Consider the following 22434-nt stretch of genomic DNA (forward strand, 5'->3'; position numbering starts at 1 on the left):
GATTCCTCTTTCCTTATGCATTGACCGTCGATGGACGTAACGTCAATTCTCCATTCTCGACATCGATGACGACCGTTTGACCATCTTCGACATCTCCGGCTAAGATGCTTCGGGCAAGTTTCGTCTCAATCGTCCGTTGTACGTAACGGTTGATTGGACGGGCACCGAATTGAGGTTCGTACGCTTCATCGGCGACGAACGTTTTTGCTGCGTCTGTGATCTCGATATGAATCGAGCGCGTCGTGAGTCGTTCACTCATTCGTCCGACCGCCTTCTCAACGATTTGACCGATTTGATCCTTCGTGAGCGGATGGAACAGAATCGTTTCATCGACCCGGTTCAAGAACTCAGGACGGAAATGGCGGCGAAGCTTCTCGAGTACTTGGCGCTCCTCATCTTCATCAATCACACCGTCTCTCGCTGCTTCGAGCAAAATGTCTGCCCCGATGTTCGACGTCATGATGACGATTGTATTTTTAAAATCGACGATGCGCCCGTGCGAATCGGTCAATCGACCATCATCGAGCAGTTGCAACAAGATGTTGAAGACGTCCGGATGTGCCTTCTCGACCTCATCGAGTAAAAGAACCGAGTACGGGTTACGCCGAACCGCTTCCGTCAACTGGCCCCCTTCCTCATACCCGATATAGCCAGGAGGTGCACCGACAAGTCGTGATACGGCATGTTTCTCCATATATTCACTCATATCGAGTCGAACGATATGGTCTTCCGAATCAAACATCGCTTCTGCGAGCGCCTTCCCGAGTTCCGTTTTCCCGACCCCAGTCGGCCCAAGGAAGAGGAAGGAACCGATTGGACGGTTCGGATCTTTGATTCCGGCGCGAGCACGAATGACCGCATCACTGACTAAACGAATCGCGTCATCTTGACCGAAGACACGCTTGTGTAAGACCGCTTCTAAGTTAAGCAGTTTATCCCGCTCTCCTTCTGTCAGTTTCGTCACCGGGATGCCGGTCCATTTCGAGACGACCTCGGCGATTTCTTCTTCCGTCACTTCTTCCCGCACGAGTTCGCGTGTCACCGAACTCGCCAACTGTTCCGCTTCTTCTAGTTCTCGCTCGAGCTCTGGGATTCGTCCATATTTCAGTTCCGAGGCCCGGTTCAAGTCGTAACGACTTTCTGCCTCTTGTAACTCGAGGCGTACCTTTTCGAGATCTCCACGGATTTGCTGCACGCGGTGCGTCGACTCTTTCTCATTCTCCCAGCGAAGACGTAACGAGTCAGACTGTTCACGGAGCGATGCCAATTCTTGTTGGAGTGCTTCGAGACGTTTCATGGAAGCTGCATCGCTCTCTTTTTTAAGCGCCGCCTCTTCGATTTCAAGTTGCATGACCCGACGAACCAACTCATCGAGTTCAGCCGGCATCGATTCCATCTCTGTCCGAATCATCGCACACGACTCGTCGACAAGATCAATCGCCTTGTCCGGCATGAAGCGGTCCGTGATATAACGATTTGACAGGACAGCCGCTGCGACGAGGGCGTTATCGTGGATGCGTACCCCGTGGTGAATCTCGAAGCGTTCTTTTAAGCCACGCAAGATTGAGACCGTATCCTCGACGTCCGGTTCAGCGACGAGCACTTGTTGGAAACGCCGCTCAAGAGCAGGGTCTTTTTCGATATATTGGCGATACTCATCCAGCGTTGTCGCACCGATACAGTGCAGCTCACCTCGGGCGAGCATCGGTTTTAACATGTTCCCGGCATCCATCGACCCTTCCGACTTTCCTGCTCCGACAATCGTATGCAATTCATCGATGAAGAGGATGATTGTACCTTCCGCCTCTTTCACTTCAGATAAGACCGCTTGAAGACGTTCCTCAAACTCACCACGGTATTTCGCACCGGCGACAAGCGAGCTCATATCGAGGCTGAAGATCGTTTTGTCTTTCAAGCTCTCCGGTACGTCACCCCGGACGATTCGTTGAGCGAGTCCCTCGACGATCGCCGTCTTCCCGACACCTGGTTCCCCGATGAGGACCGGGTTGTTTTTCGTTTTCCGACTCAAAATCCGGATGACGCGACGAATCTCGCTATCGCGTCCGATGACCGGATCGATTTTCCCGGTCTTCACTTCTTGAATGAGGTCTCGTCCGTATTTCGTCAAGACATCATACGTCGCTTCAGGCGACTTCGACGTGATCCGACGATTGCCTCGTACGGCGACGAGCGCCTCACGGAGTCGGTCTTCTGTGACCCCTTTTCGCTCGAGCATCGCCTGTGCCTGACTACTGTTCAACAAGATGCCGAGTAAGATATGTTCGACCGATACGTATTCATCGTTCATCCCTGTCGCTTCCCGCTCCGCCGTCGTTAGAACGTTCAGCAAAGAAGCCGAAATCATCGGTGTCGTCGGGTTTTGAAGTTTTGGTGCATTTCTTAAAGAAAGCGCGACTTCGCCTTCAATCTCAGACACGTTGATTTCCATTTTTTGAAACAGCAACGGTGCGATCCCGTCCGTCTGTGAAATCATGGACGCCAAGACGTGCCACTCATTGATTTCACTATGATGATATTGTTTCGCTAACGCCTGTGAACTGACAATGCATTCATGTGCTTTATCTGTAAAACGATTAAAGTCCATCACGATTCCTCCTTATCCATTAACGTTCGATTTGCTCATAAACAGAACGGTACGTCTCATCAAGAGGCAGGTCGACCTCGAGTTGGACGAATAAGTCCGACCGTACCTTCGAACCGGTCATGACACCACGACCCGGAATCCGCATCCGTTGTCCTGGACGGCTTCCCGGTTTCACTTTCAACTTCACCCGTCCTCCGTCGAGCGTGGCAATGATGACGCTCGCTCCGTCTAAAAAGTCAAGCGGACGCAATCGTTTCACTGTCACGATATGCTCTCCTTCACGACGATACGTATCGTCATCCGCAAAATGAAGCTCGACGTATACATCTCCTCGGTTCCCCGATTGTCCGACGCGACTTCCTTTTCCTTTTAACCGCAACTTTTGACCTTCATAGGCACCTTGTGGAATCTTGACGTTCACCGTGCCAGTCTGAAGGCGAAGGCTCACTTTTGACTCTTTCGTCAATTGACTGAGCGGGATGTTGACACGAACAGTCTCATCCAAATCTTCCTCGACTGCTTGGTCAAAGAAGCTTCCGAACATATCTTCAAATCCGAAAGTCCGCGAGGTCGTACGCGATCCGCCTCCGAATTGTCGGAATAGATCTTCGAATTGTGACGAGCCTTCCCCGTAAGTCTCTCCACCGCCACCGAATCCTTGTCCGAACGACGGTCCATCCGGGCTACCGTATCGATCATAATTCGCCTTTTTCTCTGGGTCGCTCAATACGTCAAACGCTTCCTGGACCGACTTGAATCGATCTTGTGCGCCAGGGTCTTTATTGACGTCCGGATGGTACTGTTTCGCCAATTTACGGTATGCACGTTTAATCTCTTGTTCGGTTGCTCCTTTTGAGACACCGAGCTCGTCGTAATAGTTTTTAGCCATATGGATTCACCTCACCTATCCCTTTCCCGTTTCTGTTAACTCTATTCTACTCAATTGGTCAAATAAGGTCAAAGATAATCCTTTCACTTTTCATACGAAAAAAAGAAGAGATTCGTTTCAAAAAACGAACCTCTTCTCGATTAGAAGTATACTTTCGGGCTATCCATGCCGTCCTCAAACACAATCGTCACTTCAGGGTCTCCGCCAAGTGACGTCACGTTGATGCGAACCGGCACGTTCCGGCTATATTCCCAGCGATTTTCGAGCAAGCCGACCACGTGTTGTGTAAATCCGACGAGCTCAGCGCGACTATAGAATTGGATCGGGATATCGATTTCAAGTCGTGACAAGTCACCGTTTTGATAAAAGCCTTTTCCGATCATCCCGCTATAGTCTGGGAAGAGGTCGGCAATTCGGTCACTGAACAGCGTAAATTTCTGAGCGTCCTCACGGACATCATTCGTTGCTGTCGCAGATGGGAAGTAGTAGTACTTCTCATCGATGGCTTTCCAGTCACCGGTTGCGACCTGATCATCCGTTCCGACAAAGGCTGATTTGATATAGTTCCCCGGAGTCGGTGAACCTTGGGTCGACTTCATATAGAGTGCGACGTTTATATCCAAATCTTTAAAATCTTCTCGCTTCCGTAACTGGGCGACAAGTTCGTTCGCCATTCGTTCACCTTCTGCGATCACTTTCTTCTGGTCGAGTTTCACCGTGTAGGTCGGTCCGTAGTTCGGTGCCTGGAAGACATACTCACGATTCAAAATGAGTGCGAACGACACACCGCCAAGCTGATATCCGCTATCCGCTTTCGTCATATAGTTCTGTTCTACGATTGAGGCCAAATAAAGAGGTGATTTCTTGTTCGCATCGACAAACTTGTCGTCTTCAACTTCTGCCTTCCCGTCCGCATACGCCGGGTTTAATGGCGTTAATCCTTCGTCACTCCCGCCTTTACGTCCAAGTAAAGTAGAGACATCTTCCGCATTTAAAAGCTGTCCCTCCTGATAGGCGAATTTGTCTGGGTCAAACGCGTCTGTCGAGTGGCGCATGAGACCGAGTTCGACCTCCTCCAGCTCTAACGACGAGCTCACTTGGCGCTGGGCAAGTCCTCGCGCTGCTGCCGCTTTGAACGGAATGACCATTTGATAATAAGAGTCACGTGCTTCAATCGTTTGTGTGACACCTTCTGCTGCTGTTTCTTCGCCGGTTGGTGTCGCTTCTTCTTCACCCATCGGGATTTTCATTGAACATCCGCTTAACAAAAGCGCAGAGGCGATTGCCGGGATGACGAGTTGTTTCCATTTCATCTATGTCTAGCTCCTTTGAACATCGTTTCCTATTTCACTTTGTTCATTATAACAAAATCGTTCCACGAAAAAAGTATCGAAGCGGAATCAGAAGAAATCCCTCCTGAATTAGACAAGGAGGGATACACAATCGTTATTTGGTAGATAGGTGCTTCCGACGAATCATCAAGAGGAGTCCAGATGCAAACAAGAGGAGTCCAAGCATCGCATGCCACGTTTCGTTCGTCTCTCCTGTCATCGGGAGCACATCTTGCGAATACGTGTCGACTTCATCTTCGAGTTGCACCGGGGGAGCCTCTCGCTCTTTCACGACAACCTTCACGACTGGTGTTTCGATTTTCGCTTCTTTCTCAGGAACGTGTTTCGGCTCGTCCTCTTTGATCGGAACAGGTTGTTTTACTGCAACCGGCACATCGACAGAGCGAGTGACGGTCACCCCTTCGTTCACATAGAGCGTAAATGTTGCCTGTTGAACCAATTCCGCTCCAGCTCGGACGTCGTAGGACGGGAGAAGCGGGAGTTCAAATGAAAACGTGACGACTTCTTCCGGTCCAAATCCGTTGAGGAATGGAGGAATCGATTGAACCTGCTTCATGAATCGTTCATTTGCCATCTGTTGTTCCTCATATGTCAAGGCGCCGCTCGGCCATGTGAGTGTCACATCAGACAAGAACAAGGTGACGTTAGAGGTGTTCGTCACTGTATAGGTGTATCGGACAGGTTCCCCAGGCTGAACGGTCGCCAATTCGCTCGTTCCTGACACTGTAAAATCAGGTTGTTGCAAGAGCACGATTTGTTGACTTTCTGCTGTGACGACACGGTCATATTCGTCCACTCCCGTCACACGAAACAGACTGCCGATCTCAGGGTGTGTGTGGATTGAATAATCAGACGGAACGGGCAAGATTGCTGTCACTTCCACCCGTTCCCCCGGCAAGAGACCGTCTTCTCCTATTAATTCATGCAAACGATCAAATACGCGTTGATTGGACGATTCGATTGATTGATGATCGATGTCTCCGCTCACATACTCATGAGAAAGTTCTGTCACCGTCATCGGCGTGTCTCCTGTATTTTCTACAATGAACGTATACGATATTTCTCCTCCGACAACGGCCTTGTCGACCCCGGCGATGTTCTGTGCTTCTAAAGCGAGCACCGGCAACATCGGTTCAGTCATCGGTTCTTCCACGACCGGCTCTGGTTCTGTTTCCACTGGGGGTGTTACCTCTTCTGGTTCATCTGGTTCAGTCATAACAGGTGGTTCCTCCACTTCGACGGGATGCGCTTCCGTGATGGTATGTGGGACAAACGTGTACGGAACGCCTTCAGCGTTGTAAAGTGTCACGAGGTCAATCAACGAATCATCGACCGTTTCTGCATCAATCATAAAGCGCCAAATGTCAGCAGATTCACGTACCCCATAATATGTGATGTCTTCGTAAACGAGACTTGCTTCATATAATGTTTCGACTTCTTCGTCCGTCAGGTTCAGTTGAATATATCGGAACGTGGTCGTATCTGCATGTGCGAGATTGGTGGGCATCAGTGTGGATAGGAGCATGAGGATGGTGAATAGCGCAAGGAAGCGTTGGATGTTGTGTGTCATGATGTCAATCCCTCCTCTAAGGTGAGCAATAAGCATACGCATCGATGTTGGCCCGATGACAAATTTCACCACGTAGAGGAATGAGAGGGATGTGTGTGTGAAAGTCATGGTGTCAAAGGGTTCTCCCGCAAAAATATATTAGCATTTTGATTTAGTTACTCTATACCCTTCGAACGCTTGTGCGAACCTGTTCAATCTCATAAAATTTTACAAAACGAACGTGAAAAAAGACGTTCGCCGAAGCGAAACGTCTTATGCGTGTTCATTTAAAAAATCGAGAAGTTTCGCCTCATCCCAAACTTCGATGCCTAACGATTCGGCTTTCGTCAGTTTTGAACCAGCCTTTTCACCGGCCACGAGTAAGTCTGTATTTTTACTCACACTCCCCGTCACACTCGCACCGAGGAGTTCAAGTTGTCTCCCGGCCTCACCGCGGGTCATCTCATGTAATTTCCCAGTCAATACGACCGTTTTACCAGAGAGCGGTGCTCCTTCCGTTGTTGGTCGTTTCGTTCCTTTGAAGGAAAGATTCACACCCGATTCCGAAAGTTCTTTGACGAGTTCACGTGCTTCTGGTTTTTCGAAGTAAAGAACGATCGACTCGGCCATCTTCGTGCCGATGCCATCGATTGACGTCAACTCTTCCACCGTCGCCTCGATGATGGCTTCCATCGTCTCAAAACGCTCCGCGATCAAGGAGGCGGCTTTTTGCCCGACAAGGCGGATACCTAGGGCGAAGAGCACGCGTTCGAGCGAATTTTGCTTCGATTGTTCAATCGCCGAAAGCAAGTTCGTCACCGACGTCTCGCCCATACGCTCGAGTCCGAGTAAATCGTCTCGATTCAGGCGATACAAGTCGGCCACGTTATGGACGAGTCCCGCTTCATGGAGTTGCGTGATGACCTTCTCACCGAGTCCGTCGATGTTCATCGCTTGACGTGAGACGAAATGAATCAGACCTTCGAGCAGTTGGGCCGGACACTCGGGATTGACACAGCGATGATCGGCCTCGCCTTCTAATCGAATCAATTCAGAACCGCACGTTGGGCAATGGGTCGGGAACTCGATTGCCCGTTCTTCCCCGCTGCGTTCACTCGCGAGCGCTGAGACGACCGCCGGGATGACATCCCCTGCTTTTTTAATCACGACGCGGTCACCGATATGAAGGTCTTTTTCTTTTATAAAATCTTCATTGTGAAGCGTCGCATACGTCACGGTAGACCCTGCCACAGAAACTGGGGCAAATCGCGCCCGCGGTGTGACTTTTCCGGTGCGACCGACACTGAAGTCGACGTCCTCGATTGTCGTCACGACTTCTTCTGCCGGGAACTTATACGCGACAGCCCAGCGCGGACTTTTCGCTGTAAAGCCGAGTTGTTCTTGTTCTTCGTATCCAGCCACTTTAATGACGATTCCGTCGATTTCGTATGGGAGTTCACTGCGCTTCGTCACATACGTCTCGATATAGTCCCATAGTTCATCTGCCGTCTTGCACGTCGTATAGTCTCCACTTACAGCGACGCCGAGTCGCTTCAAATAATCGAGTGACTCATCGTGTGAGGCGACGAGATCGTCTTGCGACACTAAACCGTAGGCGAAAAATGCCAAGTTTCTCGATGCGGCAATTTTGGAGTCGAGTTGTCGAAGTGACCCCGCCGCTGCGTTTCTCGGGTTAGCGAACAATGGTTCACCGACTCGCTCCCGTTCGTCATTCAGCTGTTCGAATGAACGCTTCGGCATATATGCCTCGCCCCGTACTTCAAACGTCACGTCCTCCTGTAGACGAAGGGGGATGGCGCGAATCGTTTTCAAGTTTTGGGTGATATCTTCACCCGTCGTACCGTCTCCACGTGTCGCACCACGTACGAGACGACCGTCCTCATATTTTAAAGAGACGGCAAGCCCATCAAATTTAAGTTCAGCCACGAATGTGGGTGTGTAGCCAAGGTCTTTCTCGATACGCTCCACCCACTCCACGAGTCCCTCTTTCGAGAAGACGTTGCCGAGTGAAAGCATCGGTGTGTCATGCGTTACTTTGACGAACGCATCGAGCGGAGCGCCTCCGACGCGTTGCGTCGGAGAGTCCGGAGTCCGAAGTTCAGGATAGTCTGTTTCGATTTGAATCAACTCGTTCATCAAACGGTCGTACTCCGAGTCCGGTACACTCGGACGGTCAAGCACATAATATTCATATCCATATTGATTTAACGTTTTGCGTAGCTCCTCTACACGCTCTGCCATCTCCATCTCTTCACCTCACGCTTTTTCGATTGGGGCAAACTTGGCCAATAGACGCTTGATCCCGACTTCTGGGAATGCGATATCCACTTCGAGTTGGTCGCCTTCTCCACGCGTTTGCACGACCGTGCCTTGTCCCCATTTTTTATGATTCGCTTTGTCGCCGACGTTCCAGCCGACTGTTTCGGCACCAGATGATTGCGCAAGCTTCGGCTTCGGTTTCGAGCTGAAGCCGTTCACCGGCAACTTCCCTGGTGACTCGACAGGGTTCCATGGCATCGGCTTTCTCGCTTTGCCGGACCGCTCCAACAACGTTTCCGGTAATTCGTGCAAGAACCTTGATTCCGGGTTGTTTTGGAAACGACCGTACAACATCCGTGACTGGGCACGCGTCAAATACAGACGCTTCTCGGCACGTGTGATCCCGACGTATGCGAGACGACGTTCTTCTTCCATCTCTTCCTCATCGTTCAACGCTCGGCTATGCGGGAAGAGACCTTCTTCCATTCCGATCAAGAAAACGACCGGGAATTCGAGACCTTTGGCCGAGTGCAACGTCATCAATGTGACTTGATGCGACTCGTCGACTTCATCAAGCGAATCTAGATCAGATACGAGCGTCAAATCAGTAAGGAAAGCGACGAGCGTCTGTTCATCACTTTCTTTTTCAAAGTTTTGAGCGACCGACAGGAATTCCTGCAAGTTCTCGAGTCGACTTTCTGCTTCGAGTGTCTTCTCGATTTTGAGCATTTCCTCATACCCTGTCTTCTTCAATACTTCTTCGACGAGTTCTGAAATCGAGAGATAGTCTGCCATTTGTCGCAAATCCATCATCATCTGACGGAAATCTGTAAGTTTCGTCGCCGTACGTGGCGCAATCCCCGACAGTTCGATGTCACGAATCGCATCCATGAGCGAGACGCCCTGCATGTCCGCAAAGTCGCCTAATTTATCAATCGTCGCGGCACCGATGCCTCGCTTCGGCTCATTGACGACACGAACGAATGAGATGTCCTCGTCTGGGTTCGCAATCAAGCGCAAGTACGCCAAAACGTCCTTGATCTCTTTTCGCTCATAGAACTTTGTCCCGCCGACCATCTTATACGGGATGTTCGATTTGAGGAGCATTTCCTCGAGACCACGTGACTGGGCGTTCGTCCGGTAAAGGACCGCCATTTGACCGTAGTCCATCCCTTCCATCTTCAGTTCCTTCATCTGGTTCATGATGAAGAATGCCTCGTCACGGTCATCGGATGCGACGTGAAGCAACAGCTTCTCCCCTTCAGCATTTTCAGTCCATAAGTTTTTATCTTTACGGGAAGCGTTGTTCTTGATCACGCCGTTCGCCGCTTCTAAAATCCGCTTCGTCGAGCGATAGTTTTGTTCGAGCAAGATGACGTGCGCGCTCGGGTAGTCTTTCTCGAACGTCAAGATATTGGCGATATCGGCACCGCGCCAACGATAAATCGACTGGTCCGAGTCCCCGACGACACATAGATTCTCATGTGCCTGCGCTAGAAGTTTGACGAGCGTGTACTGGGCACGGTTCGTATCTTGATACTCATCAACGTGAATGTATTTGAATTTCTTTTGATAGAATGCCAACACGTCCGGCGCTTCTTGGAATAAGTGAATCGTCTTCATGATCAAATCATCAAAGTCGAGCACGTTATTTTGTTTCAATTTTTTCTCGTATGCCGTGTAGACGTCAGAGATGATTCGTTCATATGGATTGTTGCCGACAAGGGCTGCTGCGTCCTTTGCCGTTCGCAGTTCGTTCTTATGGTTCGAGATCATCCCGAGAAGTGTACGCGGTTCATACTTTTTCGGGTCGAGATTCAACTCTTTCAACACTTGCTTGATGGCCGTCAATTGGTCCGAGGCATCTAAAATCGAAAAGCTCCGGTCGTATCGGATACGATCGATATCGCGTCGTAAAATACGGACACACATCGAGTGGAACGTGGAAATCCAAATGTCTTCGGCGACCCCACCGACGAGGCGTGCAATCCGGTCTTTCATCTCCCGTGCCGCCTTATTCGTGAATGTGATCGCTAAAATGTTCCACGGTGCCACTTGCTTCGCCGCCATCAAATAGGCAACGCGGTGCGTCAAGACACGCGTTTTACCAGACCCCGCACCCGCCATGATCAACAAAGGACCATCCGTATGTTTGACCGCTTCTGCTTGTTCCGGGTTCATACCTTTGACTAATTCTTCGCTAAGATTATACATAATCGTTTCCTTCCTTGTTCCAAACGTTTGTTCTTATTTTATCGGAGTGCTTGCACAGTCGCAAGTGCTCCCGCTAAGTCTTCATAAATGATATTGCCGACGACAATCGTATCGGCGTACGATCCCATCAACCGAGCCGACTCTGCCCCATCGATGCCACCCCCATAAAAGAGGTGCGCGTCCGGTAGCGCCAATCGAATTTCTTTCACGACGTCGACATTGCCGAGTCGTCCACTATATTCAATATAGAGGGAAGGGAGACGGAACAAATGATGCCCGACTTCGGCATACGCCACGGCTTGTTCTAACGATAAGTCGCATGTTGACTCCGTCACGTGCGCCACTTTCGCGTCTGGATTTAAGACGAGGTAGCCTTGTGCCGTGATATGACGGGAATCAAAGAAGTGTCCGTAACGTTCAAATGCGCGTGCATGGTGTCCCACAATCCATTCCGGCGTTCCGGCGTTCAGCACGGTCGGTACAAAATAGTGATCGAATCCATCAATGACCTGGCTAGGTTGACTGATTTCAAGCGCGACCGGTAATCCGGCATCCCGGACTCTCGCGAAAAGAGAAAATGTATTCTCTGCATCGACACCATCCGTTCCGCCTATCAGAAAGGCATCAGTGCCGGAGTGGATAAGCGCCTGGAGCGCATCCTCGTCGAGATATTTATTCGGATCTAGTTTAAACACGTGCCGCCATGACTGAAATTTCAATTCTTCCCCTCCCATCGAATCCTACTCTAGTGTATCGATTTTTTACATGACGTGCATCTCTCCAATAAAAAAGACTTGCCGAAGCAAGTCACGAACGTGCCGTACGATTCCGTTCCCGTTCCGTCAACCATTTCGCAACAAGCAGTGCGAATAATCCATACACCGGGATAAACCAGAGCGGATTCGCTAAAAAGAATCCGAGCACTGGTATATCAAGTAATGGCGAGTCTGGCGAACAGAGCGCTGTTCCATTGATGACCGCGATGAACGGTAAGACAGGAACGATAAAGACATATCCAAAATTAATCCAAAAGGCTTTCATATGACAATCTCCTTATCCTAAGATGATTGATTCTTTCGGATAGTTATACATCCGCTTCGGTTGTCTCCGTTGCAAGATGAGAATAAAGGCGATGACCCCGATTCGACCGATGAACATGAGAATCGTCAGCACCCATTTTCCGACATTACTGAATTCAGAAGAGAGACCGACAGATAGCCCGGTCGTCCCGAACGCGGAACAGGCCTCAAATAAGATTCGTGTCAATGAGGCATCTTCGAAGTAAGCCATGACCATGACCCCAGATAATAAGACGGCGAGCGATACGGTAATGATGACGAACGCTTTCCAAATATCCTCGAGAACAATTTCACGACCAAAAATTTTAATCGATGAATCTCCACGGATGAACGCGACGACACCAAGAACAGCCACGGCAAACGTCGTCGTCCGAATCCCCCCACCGACAGACGATGGGGAAGCTCCAATGAACATGAGGATCGATAAGAGCAGCATGCTCGCTTCCGAGAACAAGTTGACATCGACTGTCGATAGTCCACCGTTACGTGTCGTCACGGATTGGAACAATGAATCCGAGAGTGACAGCCAAAGCGGCAAATCTTTGAAGGCATTGTTGTACTCAAAAATGAATAAGCCGACTGTTCCGACAGCAATCAAAATAAAGAATGTTGAGACCGTCAACTTCGTGAACAAAGAAAATCGACTCGGGAACGTATGACGTTTCCGTGTGATGCGACTCACCAAATAAGTCCGAATCTCCACAAGAACCGGGAATCCGATGGCACCACCTGTCATGAGCGCGATTTGCGTGAAGATGACAAATGGATCTTCTCGGAATGGTGCGAGCGAGCTACCGGTAATATCGAATCCGGCGTTCGTCGTCGCACTGACCGACCCGAATAACCCTTGCAGGAACGCTTCCCCGGCGGTATCAAAATAATTTAAGTAATGGATACCGAGCAAGACGGCACCAACCGCCTCAATCGCGATAACCGTGATGACGATTTCTGTGATGTATTTGACAATCCCTGACATCGATGTCTGGTTTTGGTCACGTAAAATCAGTTGTCGTTCCCGAAATCCAATCCGCTTTCCAAGCAAAATCCACATGATGACATGCAAACTGATCAACCCGACACCGCTCACCTGAACGATAAACAAGATGATAAACAAACCAAACGTTGAAAATGTATCAGTGACCACAATCGGTGTGAGGCCGGTGACACTGACACAGCTCACCGCAAAGAAGACGAGGTCCGTAAACGTAATCATCACACCCGGTTTGTGGGCGATCGGTAAGGCGAGGAGCAACACGGATAAAACGGCTGCCGCACTATAGATCAACACGAGTGTTTGGACTGGTGTTAAGTTTCGAAAGAACAATTGTAAGTTCCGCTTCATGAATTTTTGTTGCATCTCGCCCCTCCCCTCCATCAAAAACAAGATGACTCTTACGAGTCACCTTTTGTTTGTTGTAGACGTTCAAGAGCGAGATCATATCCGCCTGTCCCATAGTTCAAGCAACGTTTCACACGAGAAATCGTAGCCGTTGAGGCACCTGTTGCGTCCTCAATTTTATGATACGTATTGCCTTCACGTATTTGACGTGCCACTTCTAGTCGTTGTGCAAGTGCCTGAATCTCATTGACAGTCGCTAAATCTTCGAATAATTGATAACAGTCTTCGAGTGTATCGAGCTTCAAAATTGCCTCAAACAATTGATCAAGCTCTCGACCTCGTAATTTATCGAGTTGCATCCGCAAGCATCCTCTCTACTCATACTTCTTTATCATTCTAAAGCAGGGGCGGCTCGGACTCAACTATTCATCGCAAAATCGCAGGAAATAGTACTTGTTTTTTCATCACTTCATAAATTCCGAGTGGAGTCGCCCGAACGTACGGCAAGTGTGTGGATGCTAAAAACAGTAACGTGTAAATCGGATCTTCGAACTGATACCCTCGTGCCACAAGCTCGTTACGCAGTTGTTTCTCTTGACCGATGAGCGTCTCAAGCGGCTCTGTCGACGTCATGCCACAGAGCGGTAATGGGATCTCGGCAACGATTTCTCCTCTGTCGACAAGGACGATGCCTCCTCCGAGTTCATTCATCCGCTCGAACGCTAGTAACATATCCTGTTTACATTTTCCTAAAATCAAATAGTCTCCACTGATCGAATACGAACTGACCAGACCGCCAAAATCTTTCGCAAATCCTTTCAGTACCGTGTTTAGTCGCCATTTCCCTTCCTTATCAAGCAACATCAAAAACGACTCGTCCTCATCCCGTGGCAATTCGTCCTGCCCTGTATCGTGCTTGATTTTAAACAGTTTCATGATGACCGAGTTGACCATGTCGAGACCGACGGGCATGCTGAATGACAAGTCTTGTGGTGTCAATTCAATCGAGACGTCAGTCGACGGCATTTTATCGAGTACCGCTTCCACCAATTCGTTCGGGAACAAGGACACACCATCTCGGAAAATCCATTGTCCTTTCGCGATGACTGCCGAAGGGCGTGGTTCTTCGATTGAGTCAAGAATATTCAGGTGTGCGATGCGTCCTGGCGCAATCGAACCGAGAATATGATCGAGATCGAAATGACGCGCCACGTTGTGCGACACGATGCGATACGCTTCGATTGCCGGTAACCCTTCTTCTATTAAGATACGAACGAGAGCGTCCTGCATCCCGTCCTCATAAAAGCCAGGGGTCGAACCGTCCGTCGTTACCATGAGATGATCGAACGCGGTTAACCCGTTCGAGAGCAGATCACGAATCATCCCCGGTAAGTCTGGTCGAATCGAGGAATGACGAAGCGTCGTCGTGTAGCCTAATTCGAGTCGGTTGAGCGCCTCTTCCGCTGTCATCGCCTCATGGTCGCTGTGTACACCCATCAACGCCATTTTAGTCAATGTCTTTGGTGAGGCACCTGGAAAGTGCCCTTCGACCGGTAGACCGCATGTCTCTGCGTCAAGCATCCACTGGAGCATCTCATCATCGCCTTTAAGAGCACGCGGCCATGCTGTCAGTTCACCCGCCATCACGACGTCCGGATGATTGAACCATTCGTGAATTCGTTCTGAATCGACGGCAACACTCTCTCGGTCGAGCTCGGTCTGCGTGTCGAGTCGTGCCCACCAATACGTGCTCGTCGGCAACTGTTGAATCGCTTCAAGCTGCGCAAACGCTTGCTCTTTTTCTTGTAAAAAAAGGAGCATGTTGTCGTTGACGAGCGTCGTCGTCCCGCGCTCTCCTGCATACTTAGACAACGTCGCCGGATTGTACAACTGAAATGGATGAGCGTGTGGCTCGATATAACCAGGCACAATATATTTCCCTGACACATCAACCGTTTCGACCGCCGATTCTGGTAGATCTGGACCGACATAGACAATTCGGTCTCCCTCAATCCAAATGTTCGCCGTTTTCCACTGTTTCACATATACGTTTAAATACGTCGCGTTCTGTAAAACGAGCGAAGGTGGTCTTACTCGATCTACGACCTCAAGTTGCGAGCGAATCATCACTTTCGACCACGGTGCCCGCGCCGTTCTTTTTGTTGGCATCGAACCCAATCCTCCCTTTTCCCTTTCAATGCTATTAAGAAATAGTTTTGAAAGCGTTTTCTTTCCCTGTTTCAAGTTTACCTTTTCTCTGAAAGGGTCGCAAGTTATGTTCCCTATTGTAACAAATTTCACATATATTTTTCACAAAAAAGGCGACTCTCCGCATGAAGAGCCGCCTACATCAAATTTGAGTCATGACCGTTTTGCGTAAATAGTGATGCAGCTGTTCTACCGGAATCGGTTTACTGTAATGATATCCCTGGATGAGTGAACCACTATATTCTAATACGAAAGCCAGTTGTTCTGGTCGTTCGACCCCTTCCGTGACGATATCGAGGCCGAGTGTGTGGAACGTTTGATACAATCCTTCTAATAACGCTCGATCAAATTTGTTCTCTGGAATCCCTTTGACGAAGTTCTGGTCAATTTTAATGATATCAAGACGTAGCGATTGAAGGTAAGATAGCGATGACGTACCGACGCCGAAATCATCGAGTGATATTTTGACACCGATCGTCTTCAACGCTTGAATGAACTGTTGGAGTTCATACACATTCCCACCGACCTCGCTTTCTGTAATTTCTACATGCAATCGATGAGGTGGGAAGCTCGTTTTGGCGAGCGTTTCTTCTAGTGCCTCTAAAAATGACCCATCTAAAATCTGGCGTTTCGACACATTGACAGACAAAAATAAATCAAAGCGTTCCGCATAGTCTTGAATCTCCGTGATGGCTTTTACAAGTACCCATCTTCCCACATCCGAAATGAGCCCAAGTTGTTCGGCAACGGGAATGAAGACACCTGGGGAGACGAATCCTTTTTGAGGATGATGCCAACGAATTAACGCTTCTACTCCTCTCACTTGAAACGGTTTTGGTGAGACGATTGGTTGATAATACAATTCGAATTCGTCGTGACGCAGCGCATATCGCAAATCTCTTTCCATCTCGAGCGCCTGCAAGTAATGGCTCCCGTCTTCGATGTCCTGATACGAGAGGATCTTGTCCTTCCCTGATGCTTTGACTTCGTGTAAGACGACATCGAGACGTGCCATCATGACCTCGTAGGAATGGTGGGAAGGTTCCAACTCATCGATTCCGATACTTAACGACAGATGGTTCATACCTTGCTTCAAGCCCCATTCTCTCAAATCTTTCACCAGTTGATTCGCAACGATCACTAACTCTTCGGTCGCCCATCCAGGATGAATCATGATAAACTCGTCGGCCCCAATTCGGGCAACAAAACCATCCTCTTTGTAAAACATCAATCGAGACGCAAAGAAGGTCAGCATCGCATCGCCCGTCCGTTGACCGAACTGGTCGTTGATTCGTCGGAAGTTGTCGAGATCAATCCCCATCACACCGATTGAGTAGGATGTGTTCGGTAAGTTCATAAACATGTCTTCAACGGCCAAGCGGTTCGGAAGACGTGTCAGAGAATCTCGAAAGGCACGCGTCAACGATTCTTTCTGTGTCTGTTCAAGCGCATCAAGCACTTCATTTATACTGACTGCCATCTCTTCGATTTCATCTTGCTGATGTGGATTCAATCGGATTCGTAAGCGACTGTTTCGCTCTTTCGTGATCCACTTCAATTCTTTAACGATGTCCATTAACCGTTTCGTGACGATTTGATTCACTGTCCAAAACAATGTCAACAATAGTCCGAGACCGAGAACGAGAAGTCCAAGCATGCCCGTTTCTAACATCGTCTGTGTGTTTGTATAATACGTACGCTTCACCGAAAAATTGACTTCCCAGTTCGCATCTTGATAGACCGACTGTAGTGGTAACGAGACACGGGCAAACTGATTGTCCTGCTCAATCGTCAATCGTTGATGCGAGAGTGGGCTGATAGAAAGTTTCGTTTTTGCCTGTACGCTCATCGCCGCCATGAAGTCTGGACCAATTTTTTGAATGAGGACAAGCGTGCCACCAGGTTCCCCAGTTCCATCACTCTTTACGATCGGATGGCTCATGAACACGACTGGGCCGAAGTCTGTACCATATACCGCACTTTGTGTGACTTCAGACGAATTGACGTAACGCACGAGTTCGTTTGTGAAATCATTCTTCTCATTCTTATTGTCCAACTCATAAAATTGATTGAATTCGGAGTAGACAACCTCTCGATCTTCATTGAGGAAAATCATCGCCCCAACCCCTAGATTGTCGAGCGTTTCTTCTCCCATATTGTTTTCAATAAACGATTCATTTTTGTTTTGAACGAAATCGTAGGCGTTTGTCCAAACTGCCCAATCGACAAGAATCCGCTCCAGCATGCTTCGATGATTGGCGAACACTTCTGTCACGCTCTCGATTTGATCATGGGTCATCGCCTTGTCCTGTTCAATGCTCTTTTCTACGAAATACGGTTTGATGACAAACAGAATGACGCCAATGAAAAGTACGATGTTAACGGCAATCGCAATGAATAGTTTTGTTTGAACACGCAGGTCGACCACCCTCCTTCCTCAAGCTACTTTATTATTGTAGAACAGGATATCGGGATTCCCTTTTTTTCGCATGAAAAAAAGGATGGGTTGACCCATCCTTCAAATAATCTGTATGAACGCCCGTGAACCGATATCTGTCCGGTAGAACGTATCCGGCAAATCGAGTTGTGCGATGGCTTCATAAACGGCTGTCTTCGCTTCAAGTAGCGTCGGTTTCGTCGCGGTGACGACGAGCAAGCGACCACCGTTCCCAACGACTTGACCGTCCTGCTGTGCAGTTCCAGCATGGAAGACGAGAACGTCCTGCGAGAGCGACTCAAAACCAGACAATACTTGACCGGTGACAGGTCGGTCCGGATAACCTTTCGCTGCGATGACGACCCCCATCGTATAACCGTCGACCCATTCAATCGAATATGGCTCTTGGCGGATGACCGTTTGGATCACGTCGAGGAGCGGTGATTTCAAATTCGGCAAAATGACTTCTGTCTCTGGGTCACCGAAGCGAGCATTAAACTCAATCACTTTTGGTCCGCTCGACGTCAAGATCAGTCCGGCGTATAAGAATCCTTCAAACGGAGTCCCTCGTTTGACCATCGTTTGAGCGAGGGGTTCGAGTACCGTCTTCACCGCTTCTTCATACACGTCCTCTGACAAATGCGGCATCGGACTGTAGGCACCCATACCACCTGTGTTCGGTCCCTTGTCACCGTCATAGGCACGTTTATGATCTTGTGACGTAATCATTGGAATGACACGCTCTCCCGAGACGAACGCCATGAGTGAAAATTCTTCCCCGTCAAGGAACTCTTCAATGACGACCTGTGACTGTTGTCCGAATTTATCCGTCGTGAAAATATCACGTACTGCGGCTTCTGCCTCTTCCACTGTGAACGCGACCGTGACACCTTTTCCAGCAGCAAGACCGTCGGCTTTAACGACGAGCGGTGCTCCAAGTTTCTGAATATAGGAGAGCGCCGATTCTGCGTCCGTGAACGCTTCGTACGCTGCTGTCGGAATCCCCGCCTCCATCATGACCTCTTTTGCGAACGCTTTACTTCCTTCGAGCAGAGCCGCTGCTTTCGTCGGTCCAAAGATGTTCAATCCTTTAGCACAGAACGTATCGACGACCCCTGCCATCAAGGAAGACTCCGGTCCGACAATCGTCCATTCGATGTTCGTTTCTTCTGCGAACTGAGCAAGTGCCTCGACGTCTGTCTCATTGATCGATACACATGTCATATTTTCCATGAAGGCGTTACCTGGTGCAACGAAGACGTGATGCCCGTCTTGTTTTAATTTCCATGCGAGCGCATGCTCGCGTCCTCCTCGACCGATGACCATTACGTTCATGACGCGAACCCCTCTCAGTGTTTAAAATGTCTGACCGATGTGAACACCATCGTAATACCGTGACGGTTTGCCGCTTCAATCGATTCAGCATCGCGGATCGACCCACCTGGTTGAATGATGGCCGTAATGCCTGCCGCTGCTGCCGCTTCGACCGTGTCTGCCATTGGGAAGAACGCGTCACTTCCAAGCGCTGCGCCCGTCGCACGCTCACCCGCTTGTTCGAAAGCAATTTTTGCTGCTCCAACGCGGTTCATCTGGCCCGCTCCAATCCCAATCGTCGTCTCATCTTTCGCTACGACAATGGCGTTCGACTTCACGTGTTTGACGACGCGCCATGCGAGTTTTAAATCTTCCCATTCGGATGCTGTCGGGCGACGGTCTGTCACGATTTGGCAAGCCGCATCATCGAGTGTCATGTCGTCCCCATCTTGTACGAGCAATCCTCCAGCGACAGCTGTTAAGCGCATCCCTGTCATTTGACCCATATCCAACGTTAACAGACGAAGGTTCTTTTTCTCTTTCAATCGTTCAAGTGCTGCCTCACTAAAGGATGGAGCAATAATGATCTCTAAAAAGATGTTACGAAGGGCATCTGCCGTTTCTACATCGACTTCGCGGTTCAAGGCAACAATTCCACCAAAAATAGAAACCGGGTCAGCCGCATGTGCACGTTCGAACGCCTGAGAAATCGTCCGTCCTACTGCCACACCACATGGGTTCATATGTTTGACGACGACGGCAGCCGGTTCATTCAACTCACTGAGTGCTTCAAGCGCCGCGTTCGTATCCTGAATGTTGTTATACGAAAGTTCTTTCCCGTGGAGTTGTGTCGCATTCGCGAGTGTCATCCCATCGTACAATGGCGTCTTATAGAACGCTGCTTGTTGGTGCGGGTTTTCTCCATAACGAAGGTCTTGAACTTTTTCATACGTGACCGTCAATTGTTCTGGGAAAGTTTCTCCGATTTGACGTCCTAAATAATCGGCGATCAATGCGTCATAAGCAGCCGTATGACGAAACGCTTTCGTCGCGAGACGTTGGCGTGTCTCAAATGATGTGCCACCTTCACGTACTTCATCCGCAACGAGTGTATAGTCACTCGGATCAACGACAACCGTGACGCTCGCATGGTTTTTTGCAGCTGAACGCAACATGCTCGGTCCACCGATATCGATATTTTCAATCGCTTCTTCGTACGTCGTATTTTCTTTTGCAATCGTCTCTTTAAACGGATAAAGATTGACGACCACGTAATCGATTGGTTCGATATCATGGTCTTTCATTTGAGCGACATGTGTGTCGAGGTCGCGACGTCCGAGCAATCCGCCGTGAACGAGTGGGTGTAACGTCTTGACACGACCATCTAACATTTCTGGGAACGATGTCACCTCAGAGATGTTTTTGACCGGTAAACCAGCTTGCTGGAGTGCCGCCTCGGTCCCTCCTGTCGAGATGAGTTCGATGCCCGCCTCATGTAGGACAGTTGCTAGTTCCACAATTCCTGTTTTATCAGAAACACTTAATAATGCTCTCACTTGAAAACCTCCTGTTGATTCATCACTTGTTGTAATACGCGCGGATACAGTTGATGTTCAATCGCTTGAATGCGTCGTGTCGCTTCCGTGCGGTCGCATCCTTCAATCTCGACTGACGCTTGTGCGATGATCGGACCCGTGTCCATCCCCGCATCCACATAATGAACCGTCACGCCACTCGTTGACACGTTTGCGTCAAGCGCCTGACCAATCGCGTCTTTCCCCGGAAACGCGGGCAAGAGTGAAGGATGAATGTTTATGATTCGGTTCGGATATGCGGATAGTAACACATTTCCGATCAAGCGCATATACCCTGCTAACACAATATAGTCCACCCGAAGCGAATCGAGAAGGACGAGGATTTCTTCCTCGAACTCCTCTTTAGACGCATACGTTTTCGGTGTGAAGGAAAAGCTTGGAATCTCATGACGCTCCGCACGGTCGAGAACCGTCGCTTCTGGTTTGTCCGTGACGAGCAACACGCATTCGGCTGACAATTGTCCATCGGCAATCGCCTGCCAAATGGCTTCTGCGTTACTCCCCGACCCTGATGCAAAGATAGCAAATCGTTTCATTGGTCCACTCCTGAGATTCGGATTCCTGGACGACTCTCGACTTTCCCAATTCGATGCGCTGTTTCACCGACACGTTCGAGCGCCGCTTCGACCAGTTCCACATCTTCAGCACGTACCGTAATCATATAACCAATACCCATGTTGAAGACGTTGAACATTTCCTGTTTCGAGATGTTTCCGACTTGTTCGAGCCAATCGAATACAGGAAGACTTGGCCAACTCGATGCATCGAACGTGATCCCGAGTCCTTCCGGTAACATACGAGGGACATTCTCATAGAAGCCACCGCCCGTAATGTGTGCCATTCCTTGTACTTTACCTGTCGAAATCGCCGCTTTCGCCGCTTCAGCGTAAATGCGTGTCGGAAGAAGCAACGCGTTCCCAAGTGTCGTATCAAGCATCGCAATTTCATCCGTATAGTGAAGACCTTGCGCTTCGACGATATGACGTACAAGAGAAAAACCGTTTGAATGAACACCTGAAGAAGCAAGCCCTAGAACGACATCTCCATCCTGAATCGTTGAACCATCGAGTAAGTGCTTTTTCTCGACGACCCCGACCGCAAACCCAGCAATGTCATACTCCCCATCCGGGTACATTCCAGGCATCTCAGCCGTTTCCCCTCCGACGAGTGCACAACCGGCTTGGACACATCCTTCAGCGACCCCGGCGACGATGCGCTCGAGTTTAGCCGGTTCTGCTTTTCCTGTCGCGATATAGTCGAGAAAATAGAGCGGTTCTGCTCCATGAACGAGGCAATCGTTGACGCACATCGCGACGCAATCAATTCCAATCGTGTCATGTTGGTCGAGCGCGAAAGCCAACTTCAGCTTCGTCCCGACCCCATCCGTCCCACTCACGAGAATGGGATGTTTCATGTTCATCGAGCCGAGATCAATCATCGCCCCGAAACTACCGAGCCCTGTCATTACTTCTGGACGCATCGTCCGGGCAACATGACGTTTCATACGGGATACGGCCTCGTACCCTGCTTCTAAATTCACACCCGCTTGTTCATATCGAACGCTCATCGGTTT

At 49.4% G+C, this 22434-nt stretch carries 16 protein-coding genes; all 16 read right to left on the minus strand.

Annotated elements, in window-relative coordinates; all coding sequences use genetic code 11:
* Positions 1-13: 13 nt before the first annotated feature.
* The gene (gene clpB, locus PJK55_RS13155) at positions 14-2605 is read right to left on the minus strand and encodes an ATP-dependent chaperone ClpB (protein WP_214876648.1); all 2592 of its coding nucleotides are present in this window, start codon (positions 2603-2605) and stop codon (positions 14-16) included.
* 19 nt (positions 2606-2624) lie between these two features.
* Entirely contained in the window at positions 2625-3494 is an 870-nt protein-coding gene (locus PJK55_RS13160; protein ID WP_224863407.1) for a DnaJ C-terminal domain-containing protein, read from the minus strand.
* A gap of 140 nt (positions 3495-3634) precedes the next feature.
* Positions 3635-4807 carry a CamS family sex pheromone protein gene (locus PJK55_RS13165; protein WP_271306089.1) on the minus strand — a complete coding sequence of 391 codons (1173 nt, stop codon included), beginning with the start codon at positions 4805-4807 and terminating at the stop codon, positions 3635-3637.
* A gap of 133 nt (positions 4808-4940) precedes the next feature.
* Complete coding sequence (locus tag PJK55_RS13170) at positions 4941-6416, minus strand: LPXTG cell wall anchor domain-containing protein (RefSeq protein ID WP_271306090.1); 1476 nt, start codon at positions 6414-6416, stop codon at positions 4941-4943.
* A gap of 252 nt (positions 6417-6668) precedes the next feature.
* Positions 6669-8663 carry an NAD-dependent DNA ligase LigA gene (gene ligA, locus PJK55_RS13175; protein ID WP_271306091.1) on the minus strand — a complete coding sequence of 665 codons (1995 nt, stop codon included), beginning with the start codon at positions 8661-8663 and terminating at the stop codon, positions 6669-6671.
* A 9-nt stretch (positions 8664-8672) separates the two neighbouring features.
* Positions 8673-10889 (minus strand): DNA helicase PcrA, encoded by a 2217-nt coding sequence (pcrA, locus tag PJK55_RS13180; RefSeq protein ID WP_271306092.1) that lies wholly within the window; start codon positions 10887-10889, stop codon positions 8673-8675.
* Between the two features lie 38 nt (positions 10890-10927).
* Positions 10928-11608 carry a heptaprenylglyceryl phosphate synthase gene (locus PJK55_RS13185; protein WP_271306093.1) on the minus strand — a complete coding sequence of 227 codons (681 nt, stop codon included), beginning with the start codon at positions 11606-11608 and terminating at the stop codon, positions 10928-10930.
* Positions 11609-11696: 88 nt separating this feature from the next.
* Positions 11697-11930, minus strand: a complete 234-nt coding sequence (locus tag PJK55_RS13190) for a hypothetical protein (RefSeq protein WP_271306094.1) — start codon at positions 11928-11930, stop codon at positions 11697-11699.
* Positions 11931-11942: 12 nt separating this feature from the next.
* Positions 11943-13325, minus strand: a complete 1383-nt coding sequence (locus tag PJK55_RS13195) for a TrkH family potassium uptake protein (protein WP_271306095.1) — start codon at positions 13323-13325, stop codon at positions 11943-11945.
* 35 nt (positions 13326-13360) lie between these two features.
* The gene (locus PJK55_RS13200) at positions 13361-13666 is read right to left on the minus strand and encodes a YerC/YecD family TrpR-related protein (RefSeq protein ID WP_026826878.1); all 306 of its coding nucleotides are present in this window, start codon (positions 13664-13666) and stop codon (positions 13361-13363) included.
* A gap of 67 nt (positions 13667-13733) precedes the next feature.
* Positions 13734-15476, minus strand: a complete 1743-nt coding sequence (locus PJK55_RS13205; protein WP_271306096.1) for an adenine deaminase C-terminal domain-containing protein — start codon at positions 15474-15476, stop codon at positions 13734-13736.
* Positions 15477-15657: 181 nt separating this feature from the next.
* On the minus strand, positions 15658-17943 hold the full coding sequence (locus tag PJK55_RS13210; protein ID WP_271306097.1) for a bifunctional diguanylate cyclase/phosphodiesterase: 2286 nt from the start codon (positions 17941-17943) through the stop codon (positions 15658-15660).
* 90 nt (positions 17944-18033) lie between these two features.
* Entirely contained in the window at positions 18034-19287 is a 1254-nt protein-coding gene (gene purD / locus PJK55_RS13215) for a phosphoribosylamine--glycine ligase (protein ID WP_271306098.1), read from the minus strand.
* Between the two features lie 14 nt (positions 19288-19301).
* Entirely contained in the window at positions 19302-20822 is a 1521-nt protein-coding gene (purH, locus tag PJK55_RS13220; RefSeq protein ID WP_271306099.1) for a bifunctional phosphoribosylaminoimidazolecarboxamide formyltransferase/IMP cyclohydrolase, read from the minus strand.
* A complete protein-coding gene (gene purN / locus PJK55_RS13225; RefSeq protein WP_271306100.1) occupies positions 20819-21397 on the minus strand; it encodes a phosphoribosylglycinamide formyltransferase in 579 nt (192 codons plus the stop codon). The genes purH and purN overlap by 4 nt, the downstream gene beginning before the upstream one ends.
* Positions 21394-22428, minus strand: coding sequence for a phosphoribosylformylglycinamidine cyclo-ligase (gene purM / locus PJK55_RS13230; protein WP_271306101.1), 1035 nt, complete (start codon positions 22426-22428; stop codon positions 21394-21396). The genes purN and purM overlap by 4 nt, the downstream gene beginning before the upstream one ends.
* Positions 22429-22434: the final 6 nt, after the last annotated feature.

The sequence above is a fragment of the Exiguobacterium sp. MMG028 genome (genome assembly GCF_027947425.1).
GTDB classification, from domain to species: domain Bacteria; phylum Bacillota; class Bacilli; order Exiguobacteriales; family Exiguobacteriaceae; genus Exiguobacterium; species Exiguobacterium aestuarii_A.

What these genes read in the sequence shown, in the direction of transcription:
- clpB (WP_214876648.1), bottom strand. Translation starts at nt 2,605, where the DNA reads ATGGACTTTAATCGTTTTACAGATAAAGCACATGAATGCATTGTCAGT.
- PJK55_RS13160 (WP_224863407.1), bottom strand. Translation starts at nt 3,494, where the DNA reads ATGGCTAAAAACTATTACGACGAGCTCGGTGTCTCAAAAGGAGCAACC.
- PJK55_RS13165 (WP_271306089.1), bottom strand. Translation starts at nt 4,807, where the DNA reads ATGAAATGGAAACAACTCGTCATCCCGGCAATCGCCTCTGCGCTTTTG.
- PJK55_RS13170 (WP_271306090.1), bottom strand. Translation starts at nt 6,416, where the DNA reads ATGACACACAACATCCAACGCTTCCTTGCGCTATTCACCATCCTCATG.
- ligA (WP_271306091.1), bottom strand. Translation starts at nt 8,663, where the DNA reads ATGGAGATGGCAGAGCGTGTAGAGGAGCTACGCAAAACGTTAAATCAA.
- pcrA (WP_271306092.1), bottom strand. Translation starts at nt 10,889, where the DNA reads ATGTATAATCTTAGCGAAGAATTAGTCAAAGGTATGAACCCGGAACAA.
- PJK55_RS13190 (WP_271306094.1), bottom strand. Translation starts at nt 11,930, where the DNA reads ATGAAAGCCTTTTGGATTAATTTTGGATATGTCTTTATCGTTCCTGTC.
- PJK55_RS13195 (WP_271306095.1), bottom strand. Translation starts at nt 13,325, where the DNA reads ATGCAACAAAAATTCATGAAGCGGAACTTACAATTGTTCTTTCGAAAC.
- PJK55_RS13200 (WP_026826878.1), bottom strand. Translation starts at nt 13,666, where the DNA reads ATGCAACTCGATAAATTACGAGGTCGAGAGCTTGATCAATTGTTTGAG.
- PJK55_RS13205 (WP_271306096.1), bottom strand. Translation starts at nt 15,476, where the DNA reads ATGCCAACAAAAAGAACGGCGCGGGCACCGTGGTCGAAAGTGATGATT.
- purD (WP_271306098.1), bottom strand. Translation starts at nt 19,287, where the DNA reads ATGAACGTAATGGTCATCGGTCGAGGAGGACGCGAGCATGCGCTCGCA.
- purN (WP_271306100.1), bottom strand. Translation starts at nt 21,397, where the DNA reads ATGAAACGATTTGCTATCTTTGCATCAGGGTCGGGGAGTAACGCAGAA.
- purM (WP_271306101.1), bottom strand. Translation starts at nt 22,428, where the DNA reads ATGAGCGTTCGATATGAACAAGCGGGTGTGAATTTAGAAGCAGGGTAC.